We start from the raw sequence: 17,317 nt of genomic DNA on the forward strand, positions 1-17,317 counted from the left end.
CACCACCGGCGCCGCCAACTGGAGATCCCCCGCCGAACCGAAGAACGACGCGTCCCCGAACGAATACACGTCCCCCGCCGAGGTCACCTCCCAATACCCGCCGACGCCGGCCGTCGAGAGCAGCACCGATCCCGCCCGCAGCGGGACAGGCGGCGAGCCGTTCGGGCGCGCCGGAGCACTGGGGCGCACAAGCACCAGCGCCAGCAGGGCGAGGAGGCCGACCATGCGCAACCAGCCGCTGGGAGCTGGGACCCGGTCGGTCCCGACGAACCGCCGAGCTCCCCGCGTCCACCTCGCCCTACGAAACCACCCCATGCATCGATCCTCCCACAGACGGTCCCATCGAAGGGGCGGCGTTCGAGAACGGGCGGACCGCTCGACTCGTTCGGTGCCTTCTGAACCTCCGGCGTCCTCCGACGCCGGAGCGCTCCAGGGGCAGACCAGCACTGCCACGGTCGAGGCGTCGGCGGCTCCCCCCGGGGACGGCCTCGACGTCACGGCCGAGCTTCGTTCCCGCCTCGCTGTTCTTCGACGGGGCGTCGTGGGTTCGGCTCTGGCAGAGTCTGGCTGCGTCCTGGGCTTCCTCCTGCTCTACGCCCTGCTCCCTGGCCATCCCCCGCTGCAAGGCTCTCTCTACGCTGCCGCGCTGGCCGGCGCCACGGCCGCCGCCGGTGCGCTGGGCCTCCTGCTGCGGCGGCTGCCCGACGAGCTCGCCGAGCGCTTCGGGGTCGGGGAGCTCTGGGGCCTGTTCGATGTCACGGCCATCTCCGTCGGGATCGCCGCCTCCGGCGGCGCCCGCTCCGACCTCTTCCTCGCCTATCTGGTCCTCGCCGTCTTCCAGGGCGGGGTCGTGTTCCGCCGCACGAGCCGGCTGGCCCTGAACCTCGCAGCCCTCGCCGCCTACCCGCTCACGTTGGCGGCGCTGGGGTGGCACGTCGGCACGGCCCCGATCCTCCTGCGGGAAGGCCTGCTCGCCACCGTGGTCTGGGGCACCGACCTGCTCTCCCAGGCGGTCGGCCAGGAACTCCGCGCACCGTCCGGCTCTCGGTTCGGTCCCGCCAGGGCGCTGCCCTCTGGCGACAGGCTGCTCGCCTGGGTGGGGCCTGGGTGGGCCTCGACATGGCGGACCTGTGGGCCCAGCTGCCGAGGGATCTCGCCAGCCTGGGCTACCCGGCGGCCGCCGTCGCCACCGTGGACCTCCAGCAGCGGACCTTCACCCCCCGCGGGGTCGTCGGCCTGCCCGGTGCGCTCGTCGGGCACCCCCAGACCCTCGAAGGCCGTCTGGCCGAGGAGCGTCGCCGGGCCGACACGGCCCGCCACCTGCTCACCGAGGCCCCCGAGGCGCTGCTCGTCGCCGACGCCCAGGGAACCGTCCGTGAGGCGAACCGAGCGGCTGCCCAGGCGTGCGGCGTGCATGCCGAGGAGCTGATCGGCGAACCTCTCGGCCGGCTGCTCAAAGCCCCGTACGACCCGTCGTCGCCCCTCGCCCTCGCCGGTCTCCTCGACGAGCCCGTGGCCGCCTCGGGGACCGTCGGCCCCATCGACATCGTGGTCCGCCGGTCCGACGGCAGCACGTTCCCCGCCGAGGCCCGGCTCTCGGCGGTCCAGGGACCAGAAGGCCGCCTGCTGGCCGTGACCTTCGTCGACGTGGCCGCCCGCCAGGCCCGGGAAGCCCAGCTCGAGGAGCGGGCCAGCACCGACGAGCTCACCGGCCTGGCCAACCGCCGACGCCTCTTGGCCGCGCTCCGCACCGCCCTCGGAGACCGGGCATCGGGCCCGTCGGCCCTCTGCTTCGTCGACGTCGACCACTTCAAGTACGTGAACGACAGCCAGGGCCACCAGGTCGGCGACGACCTGCTCCGGCAGGTCGCGGCCCGGCTGGGCCAGGTGGTGCCGCAGGCGGTGGTGGCCCGGTTCGGCGGCGACGAGTTCGCGGTGCTGGCCCCCGGTGTCGAGGACGCCGAGGGGGCCTTGACCGTCGCCCGCCAGCTGCTCGCCAGCCTGGAACGACCCCTCACCCTCCAGGGCGCGGACCTCCCGGTCACGGCGTCGGCCGGCGTGGTCCTCGTCGCCCCCGGCGACGATCCCCTCGACGCCCTGCGCCGGGCCGATGCCGCCATGTACCTCGCCAAGCGTCGGGGTCGCGCCCAGGCAGCCCTCTTCGAGGACGGCCTCACGGTCGAGGCGACCCATCGACTGGCCGTTGCCGGCGGCCTCCAACGGGCCCTCCGCCACCACGAACTCGACCTCGCCTACCAACCCCTCGTGGCCCTCCGGAGCCGTCGGGTCGTGGCGGCCGAGGCCCTGGTGCGCTGGCCGACCTGCCGATCGACGTCTTGAAGATCGACAAGCTCTTCGTGGACGACCTCGGGGGCCGGTCCCGGGGGGTCGTCCAGGCGGTGGTCGACCTGGCCCGCGCCTACGGCCCGACGGTGACCGCCGAGGGGATCGAGGACCCCGGTTGCGCCGAGGAACTGGCCCGCCTCGGTTGCCATCTCGGCCAAGGCTTCCTCTTCGTCCGCCCCGGCCCCCTCGGAGCGCTGCTCGACCAGCTCCGGGCCCAAGGGCCGGGCCTGGACGAGGACTGGCTGCCCGAGCCGAGCCGCTGAGCCGGGCCCCTCAGTCGACCCGCGAGGACCCCGCCCGGGAGTCCTCGTGGCCGAGGGGTTCGGCCCCCGGCCCCAGCGGCTCGATCCCCCAGCTCGCCTGCCAGCTGGCCAGCGGTGCCAGCATCACGAGGTCCTGGCCGCTGCGCAGGGCGTCGGGTGGGCAGGTCATGGGCTCGATGGCCACCGCCGCCCGCCGACGACTCGCCGGCTCCACGCCATCGGCGCTGTAGACCATCAGGTAGCCGAAGGCCCGGTCCACCCAGAGCCGCACCGCCCGACCCGTGGCCGGGTGCTCCAGGGTGGCCGTGGCCCGACCCTGTTCGTCACGGACCAGGTCGGTGAAGGCCGTGTCCAGCCGCGTCGGCCCCAGCACCCGTCCGGCGAGGAAGTCGTACTCCGTCCCGGCGACCGCTTGCCGACCGGTCGGCAGGCCCCGCTCGTCGGCCACCAGCCGGGTCCTGGCCGGCACCTGCAGCCGGACCCGGTCGACAGGGACCAGGCCGACGGTCAGGTAGGGGTGGAACCCGAGACCCAAGGGGACGGTCTCCTCGTCCGAGGGGTTCTGGGCCGTGGCGGTGACCGTGAGGCCTCCTCGACCCAGCCGGTACTCCACCCGGAGGTCCACGCACCAGGGGTAGGCCGGCTGGGGCAGCAGCCGGCAGCCCATCACCACGAGGTTCTGGGCGCTCGAGAGCACCTTCCAGGGCAACCAGCGCACCAGGCCGTGGATGGCGTTGCGCCGCTCGGGCTCGTCCAGGGGGGCCCGCCCGGTCTTGCCGAGCAGCTGGTAGCGCCCGTCCCCCAGGCGGTTCGGCCACGGTGCGAGGACCTGGCCCCGGCCCGACGAGCAGACCTCCTTGGCGCCAAAACCGTCGAGCACCGCCTGCCCGTCGACCTCGTAGCTCCGCAGGGTGGCTCCCACTTCGGTCACCACCACCCGCTGGCCGCCATGACCGATCACGTACTGGCGCCCCGACGGCACCCCGTCGTAGGCCGGTCCCATCACCCCGTCCCGCCTGGCCTCCGGCATGCTGGCTCCGCTCCCGTCCCCTCGCACCCCGGCACCAATCGGCGGAACCGGGCACCGGTATGGTACGCAGGCGGGGCCAATCAGGTGACGGGCCGGAGGGGAATCGAGTCGATGCGGGTGCTGGTGACCAACGACGACGGGGTCGACGCACCGGGCATCGCCGCCCTGGCGACGGCCGTGCACCGAAGCGGGGCGGACACGGTCGTGGTTGCCCCCCTCGAGAACGCCAGCGGTGCAGGAGCGGCGGTCGGTCCGGTCCACGGCCGGGGTTCGATCGCCTACGAGCGTCGCCGTCTGCGGGGTCTCGAGGAGCTGCCGGCTTTCGGGGTCGACGGCCCGCCGGCGCTGGCCGTCATCCTCGCCTGCGTCGGCGCCTTCGGTCCCCGGCCCGACCTCGTCCTCTCGGGCGTCAACCACGGGGTCAACGTGGGCCGCTCGGTCCTCCACTCCGGCACCGTCGGGGCGGCCCTGACCGCCGCCCACTTCGGCCTTCGGGCTCTCGCCGTCTCGCTCCGTTTCGGCCCCCCACCCGAACCCTGGGAGACCGCCACCACCTTGGCCGTGGCCGCCATGCCCGATCTGGCAGCCGCCCCTGCCGGCACCGTCTGGTCCCTCAACGTCCCCGACGTGCCCCTCACCCAGCTGGCCGGCGTCCGTCGAGCTCGCCTGGGTCGGGCGGCCACCATCCGGGCGGCCACGCACGACGGGGCTTGTGGGCCCGAGGCCGCTGATCCGGGGTGGCTGCCCGAGGGTGACGGCACCTTGCGCCTCGACCTGGTCCGGCCTGCGACGCCGGGACAGCCCAGCGGCTCGGCCGATGCCGACAGCGACGCTGCGGTGGTCGCGGCCAACCTGGCGGCACTGACCCCCCTGGTTGGTGTGCGCGAGGCCACCGACGACACCACCGAGGAGTTCCTCGGACGGGCCCTGGTGACCCTCCAGTCGGCGTGCCCTCGCCCCCCGATCGGCCCGCAAGCCGACCTGCCGGCCACCTGAGCCGCCCCACCTCACGTCCGACCCGCTCGCCGTCGACTCGGCGGGCCCCGGTGCCCCCAGGTTGCACGGCTCGGGACGGATCGCTAACCTGCCCCCACCTACTGCACCAGACAGATGGGTGTCGCGCGGCAGTGCGGAGGCTGCCGAGCACGAGGCCGGAAGGGCCCGTGCGCTGCGACCCGTTGCCGGTCCCTGGGATTCGCTGTCGCCCTTGAGCGCGCCAGCGGGGTTCCGCGGGAACTGGCCTCCTGCTCACCATGCCGACGTTCTTCCCACGAGCTTCCGACCAGGAACGCTGAGAGGCGCCTAACGCAGCACCACCAGGGTCGTCCCGTCTGCACCTCGTACGGACGTCTCGTCCAGGGCCGGCTGTCCCTTCCACGGCGCCGGAACCGCGAGCTGGATGCACCGACGACGGGCTGCCCGCATTCCCAAGCCGACCTGGAGCCCTCCGGGGATCCCGTGACTCGAGGAGGCGCAAGATGCGGAAGCACCGACTCTCCGGTGTTGTCGTCATCGCGACCTTGCTCGGGGCGGGTGCAGCGCAGTCGCACCGCTCCGAGCCCCATGCCAACCAGACCACGACGTCGTTCCAGACGGTCAGCGACACGCTGGTCCGATCAGACGACTTTCCCCTGACCAGCAGCGTGCAGCGGGCCGGGAGCCGGGCCTTCGCCTTCCGCCAGCCGGCGGTCCCCGCACCGACTTCCGGGGCCCTCACCCTGGTGCCCTTGGCCGGGCAGCTGACCGATCCTCCCAGCCTGCCCCCGCCCCCGCCGGCACCAGCCCCCAGCCCTGCCCCGGCGGCCGTTGTCGCCGCAGCACCGGCGCCAGCACCACCCCCACCCCCTCCGCCACCGCCGCCACCTCCCCCGGCACCGAGCGGACCCACGCCCAGCCAGTGGCTGGCCTTGCGGATCTGCGAGTCGGGGGACGACTACCAGGCGAACACGGGCAACGGCTACTACGGCGCCTACCAGTTCTCCCTGGCCACCTGGCAGTCCCTGGGCTACAGCGGGCTGCCGTCGGCGGCCTCGCCGGCCACCCAGGACGCCGCGGCCGAGCGACTCTGGGCCGAGGCCGGCTGGAGCCCGTGGCCGGTGTGCTCGGTCCAGCTCGGCTTCTGACCCCCGGTCCCCCGAGGGATCCTGCGGATCACCGGTCTGGGGGACCGTCCGTCCGTTCGCGGCCGCTGGCGGCCGTTCGGACGGTCCCCCGGGCTGCCTGCTCGGACCGCTAGGGTGCCGCCATGGCGCAGCACGGCCATTCCGCTCGACCGCTCTCCCTCGTGCCTCGGCCCCCCGACCTGGCCGCTCGGGCTAGCGCAGTAGTGGGCCGGTCCTTGCGCGTGCTCGGCGACCTGGTCGACCGACGGCCCTTCGACGAAGAGTGGCTGGATCTCGACGGGGAGCTGGTGCACGTCGAGCAGTTCGGCACCGGCCCCCGGGTGGTCGTCCTCCTGCACGGCATTCTGCTGGACAGCCAGATGAACCACCGCCTGGCGGCGTCCCTCGCCGACGCCGGCTATCGGGTGGTCCTCGTCGACCTGCCCGGCCACGGTCGCTCGACCCGGTCCCGGGATCCCCACGACCACCGGGTGGACCGCTACGCCGAGGTCCTCCTCCGGGTGCTGGACCGCCTGGAGATCGAACGAGCCGTTGTCGGCGGGGTCTCCCTGGGCGCCAACGTCAGCCTGACGCTCGCGGTCGCCCACCCCGAACGGGTCCTGGGCCTGCTCGCCGAGATGCCCGTCCTCGAGCACGCCACCCCCACCGCCGGGGTCTGCTTCCTGCCGCTCTACTTCGCCGTCTGGGTCGCAGGCCCGCTGCTGCGGCCGCTGTCCCGAGTGGTTCGCCGCCTGCCGCGCAGCCGGGTGGGCATCCTCGACACCTTCGTGCAGGTGGCGGCCTCGGACCCCTCGGAGGTCGCCGCTGTCCTCGGGGGCGTGGTCACCGGTCCCCTCACCCCCCGGCTGGCCGACCGACGAGCCTTGCGGGTGCCGACGCTGGTGATCGGTCATCACTTCGACGCCGTCCATGCGTTCGCCGACGCCAAGGACCTCGCCGAGGAAGTGCCCGGGGCGCAGCTCGTCCTGGCCCGCTCGGTGGCCGAGCTTCGCTTGTCCCCCGGCCGGCTGACCGAGCGGATCCGGTCGTTCCTGGCCGCGGTCTGGGCCGGCACCCCGACGAGCGACGCCCAGGCCAGCTGAGTCCCGTACCGCCCATCGATTCCGAGCGCTGCGGTCGATCCCGAACCCGAGGAGTTTCGACGTGTCCGAGCACCCCGACGCACCAGCCCCTGCCGGCCCAAGCGCCCCGGGGGGATCCCCGCCCGCCGTGCGGGTCGAGCAGGACGGCCTGGTGCAGATCGTCACCCTGAACCGGCCTCCCCACAACCTGCTCGGCGAACCCGACCTCGCTGCGCTGGCCGACGCCCTCGACGAGGCGGCGACCTCGGCCCGGGCCGTCGTCCTCGCGAGCGAGGGCCGCTCGTTCTGCGCCGGGGCGAACTTCCGCTCCGAGGACGCCCCGGACCCGACCGACGCCCAGGCCTTTCGGACCCGGACCGCAGCGTTCTACGCCCAGGCTCGCCGGATCTTCGCCGCCCCCCTGCCGGTGGTCGCCGCGGTCCACGGTGCAGCCATCGGGGCCGGTTTTGGCATTGCCCTGGCCTGCGATCTTCGCGTGGTCTCCTCCCAGGCCTTCTTCCAGGCCAACTTCGTCACCTTGGGCATCCACCCGGGATTCGGGCTGACCCTGACGCTGCCTCGACTCGTCGGACCCGGTCGCGCCGCCGACCTCTTCCTGACCGGTCGTCGGGTCGCGGGCGAGGAGGCCGTGGCCCTGGGGCTGGCCGAGCGCCTGGTCCCCCCGGGCCAGGAGCGTGCCGCCGCCCTGGAACTGGCCCACCAGATCGCCCAGGGCGCTCCCCTAGCCCTGGCCGCCACCCGCCGGACGCTCCGTCGGGACCTGGTCGAGCTGGCCGCCGAGGCCATGGCGGTCGAGCTCCAGGAGCAGGCCGCCCTGGCCGGCACCGCCGACGCACGCGAAGGCGTCGCCGCGGTGCTCGAGCGCCGCGCCCCGCGCTTCGGGGGCCGCTAGGCCCCCGGGCTGCCCTCAGCGGCTCGGCTCGGGTCCCTCACGCTAGGAGGCGGCCCGCTGCTCCTCGGAGGCTGGGGTGACCACCACGCCGCTCCCCGCCACGTCCAGCTGCGCCAGGCCTGGCAGCTGCCGAGCTGCCAGCACCAGCGGGTCGTGGCGGGCGAGCCGCAGCGGCGTGGGGCCACCGCGCTGGTCGGCCAACCGTTCGGGCACCCCCGGGGGCACGAACTGTTCGCCGCTCAGACCGGCCACGAACCGTCCGCCGAGCAGCAGCCCCTGGGCTTCCTGCTGGCGCGCGGCCCGCCGCAACGCGAGCCAGGGCACCGCCACCCGCTGCAAGGCGGCCGTCTCCCGACACACCAGACCCCAGCAGGTCGCCAGCTGGCTCACCACCAAGTCGGCCGCCGCCTCCTGGTCGGGGATGGCCGCCGCCGGCAGCACGCTGAAGCGGCCCCCGACCCCCTGGGGCTCCCAGCCCCCCCGTCGACCACCGCCCGATCCGCGGCCCCTCCCTCGACCTCGGCCCACCAGCGAGCGCACCGCCTCGAAGCTGTCCGCCGTCACCAGACCGCTGGCCGCCAGCACCGCCAAGCCGTCCAGCACGTCGCTTGGGAGGCGCCCCGTCCGGTCCACCAGGTCCTCCAGGAACAGGGCTCCCTCCGTCTCGAGGATCCCTCGCAGCTCCGCGGCGGATCCCGTCAGTCGATCCGCTCCCGCCTCGGCCCGCCGCTCGCCCCGCACCAGCCCCAGCCATTGGGCCAGCATCCGCCTGGGCACCAGCCCGAGCGGGGTGTTCCGGTGCAGCCCGGCTCGCCGCATCCCCTCGCCCCTGACCGGTTCCCGCAGCCGGGCCCAGGCGACCTCGCCGCGCTGGCAGAGCCCGTCCAGCCACGCCGGTTCGTAGGCCCGCAGGCGAGCGGCCAGCACGCCCCGCTCCCACCAGCCGGCCGGCACCTCCAAGCCCTGCAGCTGCTCCACCACGGCCCGCACCCCGCTCGCCCCCTCCAGGCGCTGCTCGGCGGTCAGGTGCTGCCAGTCCTGCAGGAAGCAGCCGTAACGGGCCAAGGGCACCGCCACCGTCGTGGCCCGCCGGGCCCGCCGCGCCCCGCTGTGCAGACGTTGCGCGCTCCGTCGATGGGCCCACTGCGCGTCGGGCCCCAGTCGAGGGTCGAACGGTCCCTGCAGCGCAAGCCCCCGCTGCTGCAAGCTGGCGAGGGCACGTCGCAGCACCTGGCGCCTGAGCCCGGTGGCCCGGACCAGCTCTTCCTCGCTCACCGCCCCGCTGCGCTCCAGGTGGCCCTCGACGATGGCGGCCGCAGCGTCGTCCGGATCGGGGCCGTCGGGGCCACTGGCGGATGCGCACGCCTCGGCCGACCCGGCCGTCACCACCGCTGCCGGCCAGCACGCCCGCACCGCCGCCCAGCGCTCCGACGCGCACCAGCGCAGCTCCCCGTCCTCGCCGGGCAGCCGACACCCCACGGCTCGTCCCGCCCGCTGCAGCTCCTCGAACCACCTGCTCCAGCGCGCCTCGGGGATCAGCGGTGAGCAGCGCAGCAGCAGGTCGTGCAGCTCTTCGGCGTCCCGCGGGGGCGCCGCCGCCCACGCGGCCACCTCGTCGCACACCTCCGGCGGCACCACCGTCAGGGGCACGGCCAGCGCTGGACCGGGCCGACTCCGCACGGCCCTGGACCGCCGCTCCTCCAGGGGGGCGTCGTCCAGGAAGGTGTAGGGCCGACCGTGGAGGATCTCGTGGGCCAGGACTGACGGCTCCACGGTCTCGGCCAGGTGGACCGTCAGCCGGCCGGCCTCCAGGTCGCCGACCACCGCCTCCATCCCGGCCCCGTCCAGCACCTCCTCCAGGCATTCGGCCAAGGTGGCGGCCACCAGCGGATGGTCGGGCACCGGCACGGGGCCCGCCGCCGTGTTCTCCTGGCACGCAGCCAAGGCGGGGAAGACCGCCGCCATCAGGTCCGCGGCCTGCATTCGCTGGATCGGCAGGGGGACCCGTCGACCAGCCCGCGACCGGGCAACGGCGAGGGATCGCACCGCGACATGGCGCCAGTGCACCGGGAACAGCGGCGAGGTCAGAACCGCCTGGGCCAGGACCGCCCGCCGCCCGGCTGCCCGCAACAGGGCCGGCACGTCGGCCAGGGCCAGGCCGTGCTGCGCCCCCAAGGACAGCAAGGCGGCGTCGTCGTTCGCTGCGGCTTGCAGCTCGAAGTCGAAGGTGGTGCAGAACCGCTTCCGCAAGGCCAGGCCCAAAGCTCGCATGATCCGCGCCCCGAGCGGTGCGTGCACGATCAGCTGCATGCTCCCCGCCTCGTCGAAGCACCGCTCGATCACCACGCACCGGTCCGTCGGCAACCGACCGAGTTGGGCCAAGGCGGCTCGCAGGTAGTCCACGACCTCGCCGGCCACCGCCGGATCCACGCCCGCGTCGGCGGCCAGCGCCGCCACCACCGCGCTGCGCGGCTCGTCCCCCCGCTCTTCGATCCAACGCCGCAAGCGGCCCACCGCCGCCGAGAGCTCCGGGCTCCGTCCCGGAGCCTCGCCGACCCAGAACGGCACGGTCGGCGCCGCCCCGCCGGCGTCGGCCACCCGCACCCAGCCGTCGTGGACCTGGAGCACCCGCCAGCTGTGGGTCCCGAGGGTGAAGACGTCCCCCGCCATCGTCTCCAAGGCGAAGTCCTCCGTCACGCTGCCCAGCTCCAGGCCTTCGGGGTCCAGCACCACTCGGTAGTCCCCGCTGTCAGGGATCGTCCCCCCGTTCACCACCGCCGAGAGCCGGGCCCCTCGCCGAGGCCGCAGCCTGCGATGAACCCCATCTCGGTGCAGCCACGCCAGCCGCCGGCCATGACCGGTCGGGATGCCCTCGCTCACCAGGCCAACCAGCCGCTCGAAGGTCGCCCGGTCTAGGTCCTCGTAGGGCGCGGCCCGCTGCACCATTTCGAAGAGCCGCTCCTCCTCGACGCAGCCGGCCGCCGCCACCTCGGCCACCAGCTGCTGGGTCAGCACGTCCAGGGGGCCTCGCCGGACGGCCAGGGCCTCCAACCCACCCTGCCGCCGCGCGCCCAGGAGGGCCACGATCTCGACCAGCTCGTCTCGCGTCGTCGGGTAGAGCACGGCACGCGCCACGCCGCCGACCCGGTGGTTGGCTCGCCCCACGCGCTGCAAGAACGTCCCCAGGGCCCGGGGCGAGCCGACCTGGCACACCAGCTCCACCGGACCCACGTCGATGCCCAGCTCCAAGGAGGCCGTGGCCACCACCACCTGGAGGTCCCCCGCCCGCAACCGGGCCTCCACCTGGCGCCGCCGAGTCGCCGACAGGCTCCCGTGGTGCGCCGCCACCCGGCCCTCCCCCAGCCGCTCCTCCACCAGCCGGGCCAGACGCTCGGCGAATCGCCGCGTGGCGACGAACACCAGCGTGCTCCGGTGCTCGCTCGCCTCGAGGGCCAGCCGATCGGCCAGCTCCTCCAGCTGGGCGTTCGACAGCACGGCCGCCAGCGGCCCGCTCGGCAGGGCCACGCGCAGCTCGGTGGCCCGCTCCTCGTCCACCGCCACGACCTCCACTGCCTTGGCCCGGGCGCGACCCACCAGGAAGCGGGCCACCTCCCCGAGGGGACGAGCCGTGGCCGAGAGGCCGATGCGCTGGGGCCTCCCCCCCGCCTGCAGCCCGTCCAGTCGGGCCAGGCTCAGGGCCAGGTGGGCCCCCCGGGCCGTGCCCACCAGGCTGTGCACCTCGTCCACCACCACGGTCCGCACCTGTCGCAGCGTCTCCCTCGACCGGGCCGCGGTCAGCAGCAGGTAGAGGCTCTCCGGGGTCGTCACCAGGATCCGGGGTGGCCGGGCGGCCATCCGGGCCCGCTCCGCAGCCGGCGTGTCCCCGGTCCGCACCCCGACCGGGATCGCCGGCAGGGCCACGCCCCGGGCCGCAGCCACCCTCGCCAGCTCCTCGAGCGGCTCGACCAGGTGCTCCTTCACGTCCACAGCCAGGGCCCGAAGCGGCGACACGTAGAGCACCTGCGGCCCCACCTCGCTGCCCAGGGGCTCTTGGAGGGCCTGGTCGATGGCGACCAGGAAGGCCGCCAGGGTCTTGCCCCCACCGGTTGGTGCGCTCACCACCACGTCCCGACCAGCCCGCACCAGTGGCCAGGCTGCTCGCTGCGCGGGGGTCGGGCCGGCCGGGAAGCGCTGCTGGAACCACTCGGCCACCACTGGATGGAAACCCCGCAGCGGATCCTCGCCCGACCCCCCGGGAACCGGCCCGTTCCCCGGTGCACCGGCGCCAGGCTCCCTCCCAGGTCGCCACGGGCTCGACCAGCCGGCTTCGGGCACCCCGCCATTCCACCACTGGCCTGTGACCACGCAGTCCCCCCAGGCTCGGCCACTCCGGCTGGCCCCCCGACCCCGACACCAGGGGCGCCGTCGACGCCCCGGGCGTCCTGCCGGTCCGCCGACCCCTGCAGGGCGACCGAACCTCGGGCAGACTGGTGAGGTGGCCGACCTCCGGGGGCTCCGCTGCGGCGACGAGGACCGTGAGCGGGCGGCGGCCGTCATCCGCCAGGCCCTGGCCGAAGGACGGCTCGGCCTCGACGAGCTCGACCCCCGCCTGGACGGGGTCTACGCCGCCCGGACCTACGGGGAGCTCTGCCAGCAGGTCGCCGACATCCCGGGGGGACCCGAACGGGTCCTGCCGGCCCCGCCGGCCCCGCCGGCCCCCAGCCCCGCCCCCGTCACCCGCCACCGTCGGCGAACGCCTCGCCAGGCCATTCGGGCCTACCTGACCACCGTGGCCTGCTGCTGGGGGCTCTGGGCCTTCAGCGTCGCTGCCTCCCCGCAGCACGCCGCCGAAGCCATCTGGCCACTGTGGGTCACCGTCCCCTGGGGCATGGTCCTCCTCAGCCGCTACGGACGACGACGGACCGAGCCCCCGTCGCCACCCTCGGCCCTCCCCCCCAGCCCGGGCGACCCCCGAGCCGGCTGGTAACATCCGCCGGGATCCGGCACACCGGGTGGTGGAGACCGGGGGGTCGGGCTCCTGGCAGGGCCCGAGGCCGGCAAGGGCGGACGAGCGGAAAGGATGCGGGCGTGGCCAACAGCGGGTACCAGGTATCCCCTGAGCAGCTGGAGCTGGCCGCCACCCAAGTGGAACGGGGGGCAGCCAAGGTCAAGGCAGCCGTCGAGGACGTCCTGCGGATCATCGAGGGGGTCAGCGCCCAGTGGAGCGGCACGGCCCAGAAGCAGTTCGCCGCGCTCTGCAACAGCTGGGCGGCCAACGCCAGTGAGCTGGACCGCTCCATCCTCACCATCGCCACCCTGCTCAAGAACGCGGCGGCGGCCTACGAGCAGGCCGAGGCCCAGGTGGCTCGGCTCTTCGGCCAGCCCGAGTCCACGGCAGCACCACGGGCCGAGGCCAACGGGCCCGAGGCGCCGACCGCTCCCGTGCCCCCGACTCCGGCCCCCTTCCAGGGCATCGGCCTGCGACCCCGGGCCGAGGCTTTCGGGCCGGCGGACGGGGAGGGGTGAGCCCCAAGGGCGAGCGGTGCGCCGCCGCACGATCCACACCGCGGCCCTCCGGGTGCCCACACCCGGGGACGCCGCAGCACTGACGAGGTTGGGAGTGCCGTGCGGAGCCGTCGGGGGGCGCTGCCACCGCACGCCGAGTTGAAGCGGGGGAGACGGGGACCGTGGCCGAGGCCAACACTGGCGCAGCAGATCTCACCAGTTACCTGATCGCCGCCTGGCGGGCTGCCGCCGAGCGGGACGAGTCCGCCGGCGGGTCCGCCTGGCCCGACGCCGAGGCGGCTGGCCTGGCTCTCGCCCTGACCAGTCCCTTCGCCGACGAGGAGACGCAGCTTCGAGCGGTCGAGGAGGCCGCTCGACGGCTTCTCGAGCGGGCCGCACCCGAGCGGGGCCGTCGGCTGCTCCGCTGCCTCGACCAGGTCCTCCGGGACGGTGGCTCGCCCTACGGTCTCGCGGCCATCGCCCCGCTCTTCCAGGAGCCGCCTGCCCCCGAGCCTCGACCCTCGGGGTCGCCGCCGGTCGAGGCGCTCTCGGCGCCCGAGCCGGCCGGTCCTGAGCCCAAGGCCGGCCACGGCTGGCGCCTCGTTCCGCCACCTGCTGCCGAGGAGCCGAAGGCCAAGGAGCCCGCTCCCGAGCAGCCCACCGGGGCGGCACTGGCGGCCGAAGCACCAGCGACTGACGAGCCCGCTCCCGAGGCGCCCTCGCCGGTCGGCAGCGAGCCCCCGGCCGAGCCCGTCGACGGGCCCTCTGCCGAACGGGTGGACGCCTCCGAGACCGGCGACGGCAGCCAGGAGGTGACGGTCCACGCCGCCGAGGCACCGGCATCGGCTCCTCCCGAGGATGGGTCGACCGAGCCGGCACCACCGCCCTGGTGGGCTCGACCGGTAGCCGGGTCGGCGACGACGGTTCCCGAGGAGCCCAGCGGCGCCGCACCGGACTCGTCCCGAGCGGAGCGCTGGGACCAGCCCGCGGGGCCCGTCCAGGGACAGCCCATGGTCGAGGCTGTCGAGCACGAGGTCCTCGGCGGTTCCTCGACGAACGGCCGGCTCGAGGTCCGACCGGCGGAGGTGGCCGACCGGGCCACCTTCGAGTCCGTGGTCTGCTCGCTCGTCGACGAGAAGACCCCCTTCGCCGTGTGCTTCGTCGGCCTCGACGAGGTTCCCGGGCCGGTCCTGGGCGTGCCCGAGGAGGACGACGCCCCGGAGGAGGAACGGGCGGTGCGAGACACCCTTCTCCGAGCCCTCGCGGAGCGCACCAGTGGCCGGGGCACGGCCTACGCCATCGGTCGGGGTCTGGTGGCCATCACGCTGCCCGGAGCCCGTCTCCGGGAAGCCGAGCGGCTGGCCCGTCGGCTGCCCGCTGGGGCCATCAAGGCATCCTTCAGCTGGGGCGCCGCCGAGTTCCCCGACGAAGCCGACGAGGTTCGGGAACTGCTGCGGGTCGCCCTGGTCCGCCTGGCCGACATGCGGGACGGCCGAAGCAGCCCGCCCCTTCTCGGTCGGCTCCGCCGGCGGAACAGCGCTCGCTCCTCGGCCTGAGTCGGCCGCCCGCAGCCCGACTGGACTCGATGGCCGGGGCTCGGGGCCACGAGCCTCGGGCAGGGGTCGAGGCGCGACGGGCAGCACCTGCGAGCGGCGACACCGGCACCGGTCCGCCGAGCGAGTTCCGCTCCCCAGGGCCGTCGACGGGCTCCAGTGGGGGACAGCATGCGATTCGCCGCACCGCCCGGGCGGGCACCGAAGGACCATTGGTGGCCGCCAGAGATCGGGCCCCGTGGCCGGTCTCGGCGCGCTGGCGGGAGCGAGCGGACCGGCCGGTCCTTGGCCGCCCGATGGTGCCGCCCACTCGCCGCCCTCGTCGTGGCGGCCGGCCTGCTGGCTGCCTGCGGCACGTCGACCCGGCCGGCTCGATCGAAGACCAACGTCGCCACGCCAGTCCTCAGCGTGGCACCGGTCCCCCACGCCATCACCGTGCACGGGCCGGGGACCACATGGGGGGCGGCAGTCCCCGGCGCCCCGGTGTGCGACCCGCTCGGCGGCCAGCACTGCATGCTGCCGTTCCCCAGTGACGACTACACGGTGGCGGACCCGTCGACCTCGTCAGGCCGTCGGGTGGACTTTCCGGTGGCCACCATGCCCCGAAACGTCCAGGGCCAGCCCATCGACCCTGCCGCCTGGAACGCCAACGACGGCTTCTCCCCTGGCTCCACCATCGAGGTGGAGGTCCCCGGACTGGACCCCGCCCGTTCCGGGATCGTCGGGCCCTACCAGGTCGCCGCATCAGTGGCTCCCTCGGCTCCGGTGGTCCTCCTCGACGCCACCACCGGGCGTCGACTGGCGTGGTGGGGCGAGATCGACGCTCGCGACCCCGACCACGCTGACCCCCTGCTTCTCGTGCATCCGGCCGCCGATCTCTCCGAAGGGCATCGGATCGTCGTGGCCCTTCGGGACCTGCGCACCGCCAGCGGCACCCTGATCAGCCCGACTGGCGCCTTCGCCACCATCCTCCACGGCGGCACCCCGTCCGAGCCGGGCGGCGCCGTGCTGGCCGCCCACGAGCGGCGTCTGCTCACCCTGCTGCACCATGACGCTGGTGTCAGGACCACCGGCTTGTACCTCGCATGGGACTTCACCGTCATCAGCACGGCCAACCTGACCGACCCGGTGCTGCACATGCGCGACGTGGCCCTCGCCGACCTGCACGGCGGGCTGCCCCACTACCAGGTGACTGCAGTCACCGACCTCGCCCAAAGCGCCCACGGCGGCCGGACCGACACCTTCCGGCTCGGGCCCAACGGTCTGCCCACCACGGCCGCCGGGGACGTCGAGCAGGCCGTCTTCTCGTGCCTCATCCCCCGATCGGTCGACCCGAACCCGGCCGCGGCCAGCTCCCCGGTGACCCCGGGCCGGCCCGTCCTCTACGGCAAAGGCTTGTTCTCGGTGGCCACCCAGATGACCGTGACCGGCGTGCGGGACCTCGCCGATCGCTACCGGTTGGTGCTCTGCTCCACCAACTGGCTGGGTCTCGACGGGAACGACGTGCTCACCGACGCCGGCCTGCTGGCGAACCTGTCGGCGTTCCCGAGCCTCCCGGACCATCTGCAGCAAGCCATGATCGACGCCCTCTACCTGGCTCGTCTCGAGGCCAGCCCACACGGCCTGGCCGCCAACCCGGCCTTTCAGTCGGCGGGCCCATCGCACCGGCCGTTCATCGACACCGCCGAACCCCTGACCTACGACGGCAACAGCGAAGGCAGCCTGATGGGCGGCGCGCTGACGGCCATCTCGCCGCTGTGGCGCCGGGCCGTTCTGGGCGTGCCGTCAATGAACTACTCGATCCTCTTGCCCCGCAGCGTCGACTTCGCCCCCCTCTACCCGTTCTTGGACAAGAGCTACCCCAACGAGGTGACCCAGCAGCTCATCCTCGACGTCCTGCAGATGCTGTTCGACCGAGGCGAGACGGACGGCTACGTGGAGCAGCTCACCACCCACCCCCTGCCGGGAACCCCACCGCACCAGGTCCTGTTGCAGATGGCCTTCGGTGACCACCAGGTGTCGAACTTCGCCACCGAGATCGAGGCCCGGACCCTCGACGCCGCCGTCCACCGCCCGGCCCTCCCGGCCGGTCTGGTCCACGGCAACCCCTTCGCCCGGCTCCCCACCGCGACCACGGCAGCGAGCGGTGCCTCGTCGAGGGCGCCAGCCACGCTCTACGTCTGGGAGGACCCCCACAGCCCCCCGCCCCCGCTGACGGATGTGCCACCCACCGCCGGGATCGACCCTCACGACTTCATTCCCCGCAGCCTGCCGGCCGCCCAGCGCCAGCTCATCACCTTCCTCGAGCCCGGGACCGTGCCCGACGTCTGCGGGACCGGGCCCTGCACCACCGACGTGACCAGCGCCGTCCACCTGGCCCACCCGACCCCCTGACCACGGGCCCCGCCGGTCCTCACCCACCCTCGAGGGTCCCGCACCCTCCGGGAGCCCTGCCGAACCCTGGTCCTCGTTCCGGGCCACCGGCCGCGCGAGCATGGAGGGGCACGTCGGCCGGCCACCGGG

General features: G+C 74.4%; 12 protein-coding genes. 10 read left to right on the top strand and 2 right to left on the bottom strand.

Translation table 11 applies throughout. The features are described from left to right. The first annotated feature begins 1,107 nt into the window (after positions 1-1,107). Together Acit_RS02920 and Acit_RS02925 are read left to right on the top strand one after the other, a co-directional pair. A complete protein-coding gene (locus Acit_RS02920; protein ID WP_248105535.1) occupies positions 1,108-2,340 on the top strand; it encodes a diguanylate cyclase domain-containing protein in 1,233 nt (410 codons plus the stop codon). Then, positions 2,337-2,609, top strand: coding sequence for an EAL domain-containing protein (locus tag Acit_RS02925; protein ID WP_248105536.1), 273 nt, complete (start codon positions 2,337-2,339; stop codon positions 2,607-2,609). The genes Acit_RS02920 and Acit_RS02925 overlap by 4 nt, the downstream gene beginning before the upstream one ends. A gap of 10 nt (positions 2,610-2,619) precedes the next feature. Here the strand turns inward: Acit_RS02925 and Acit_RS02930 are convergent, their stop codons facing one another. Continuing rightward, positions 2,620-3,639 carry an aldose 1-epimerase family protein gene (locus Acit_RS02930; RefSeq protein ID WP_248105537.1) on the bottom strand — a complete coding sequence of 340 codons (1,020 nt, stop codon included), beginning with the start codon at positions 3,637-3,639 and terminating at the stop codon, positions 2,620-2,622. A gap of 111 nt (positions 3,640-3,750) precedes the next feature. On the opposite strand from Acit_RS02930, the gene surE reads away from it, so the two are divergent. The 4 genes from surE to Acit_RS02950 all read left to right on the top strand — a co-directional run bounded on the left by surE (position 3,751) and on the right by Acit_RS02950 (position 7,736). After that, entirely contained in the window at positions 3,751-4,635 is an 885-nt protein-coding gene (gene surE / locus Acit_RS02935; RefSeq protein ID WP_248105539.1) for a 5'/3'-nucleotidase SurE, read from the top strand. A 482-nt stretch (positions 4,636-5,117) separates the two neighbouring features. Continuing rightward, positions 5,118-5,762 carry a transglycosylase family protein gene (locus tag Acit_RS02940; protein ID WP_248105541.1) on the top strand — a complete coding sequence of 215 codons (645 nt, stop codon included), beginning with the start codon at positions 5,118-5,120 and terminating at the stop codon, positions 5,760-5,762. A 122-nt stretch (positions 5,763-5,884) separates the two neighbouring features. Next, positions 5,885-6,844 (top strand): alpha/beta fold hydrolase, encoded by a 960-nt coding sequence (locus Acit_RS02945; RefSeq protein WP_248105543.1) that lies wholly within the window; start codon positions 5,885-5,887, stop codon positions 6,842-6,844. A 127-nt stretch (positions 6,845-6,971) separates the two neighbouring features. Beyond that, complete coding sequence (locus tag Acit_RS02950) at positions 6,972-7,736, top strand: enoyl-CoA hydratase/isomerase family protein (RefSeq protein WP_248105545.1); 765 nt, start codon at positions 6,972-6,974, stop codon at positions 7,734-7,736. Positions 7,737-7,778: 42 nt separating this feature from the next. On the opposite strand, the gene Acit_RS02955 is transcribed toward Acit_RS02950, so the two are convergent. Next, positions 7,779-11,948 (bottom strand): DEAD/DEAH box helicase, encoded by a 4,170-nt coding sequence (locus tag Acit_RS02955; protein WP_248105549.1) that lies wholly within the window; start codon positions 11,946-11,948, stop codon positions 7,779-7,781. A 283-nt stretch (positions 11,949-12,231) separates the two neighbouring features. Here Acit_RS02955 and Acit_RS02960 point away from each other — a divergent pair, with 283 nt between their 5' ends. The 4 genes from Acit_RS02960 (at position 12,232) to Acit_RS02975 (ending at position 17,188) form a co-directional block, all read left to right on the top strand. Then, positions 12,232-12,723 (top strand): DUF1707 SHOCT-like domain-containing protein, encoded by a 492-nt coding sequence (locus tag Acit_RS02960; protein ID WP_248105550.1) that lies wholly within the window; start codon positions 12,232-12,234, stop codon positions 12,721-12,723. A gap of 101 nt (positions 12,724-12,824) precedes the next feature. Next, positions 12,825-13,262: a WXG100 family type VII secretion target gene (locus Acit_RS02965; protein ID WP_248105552.1), complete on the top strand. Its 438-nt coding sequence runs from the start codon at positions 12,825-12,827 to the stop codon at positions 13,260-13,262. Between the two features lie 161 nt (positions 13,263-13,423). Then, positions 13,424-14,797 carry a hypothetical protein gene (locus Acit_RS02970; protein WP_248105554.1) on the top strand — a complete coding sequence of 458 codons (1,374 nt, stop codon included), beginning with the start codon at positions 13,424-13,426 and terminating at the stop codon, positions 14,795-14,797. A 405-nt stretch (positions 14,798-15,202) separates the two neighbouring features. Beyond that, positions 15,203-17,188, top strand: coding sequence for a hypothetical protein (locus Acit_RS02975; protein WP_248105556.1), 1,986 nt, complete (start codon positions 15,203-15,205; stop codon positions 17,186-17,188). Positions 17,189-17,317: the final 129 nt, after the last annotated feature.

Origin of the sequence: Aciditerrimonas ferrireducens (assembly GCF_023130475.1) — a bacterium.
GTDB classification, from domain to species: Bacteria; Actinomycetota; Acidimicrobiia; order Acidimicrobiales; family UBA8190; genus Aciditerrimonas; species Aciditerrimonas ferrireducens.

Bases quoted from the DNA above. Each gene is read 5' to 3' on its own strand.
- Acit_RS02930 (WP_248105537.1), bottom strand. From the start codon at position 3,639: ATGCCGGAGGCCAGGCGGGACGGGGTGATGGGACCGGCCTACGACGGG.
- surE (WP_248105539.1), top strand. From the start codon at position 3,751: ATGCGGGTGCTGGTGACCAACGACGACGGGGTCGACGCACCGGGCATC.
- Acit_RS02940 (WP_248105541.1), top strand. From the start codon at position 5,118: ATGCGGAAGCACCGACTCTCCGGTGTTGTCGTCATCGCGACCTTGCTC.
- Acit_RS02945 (WP_248105543.1), top strand. From the start codon at position 5,885: ATGGCGCAGCACGGCCATTCCGCTCGACCGCTCTCCCTCGTGCCTCGG.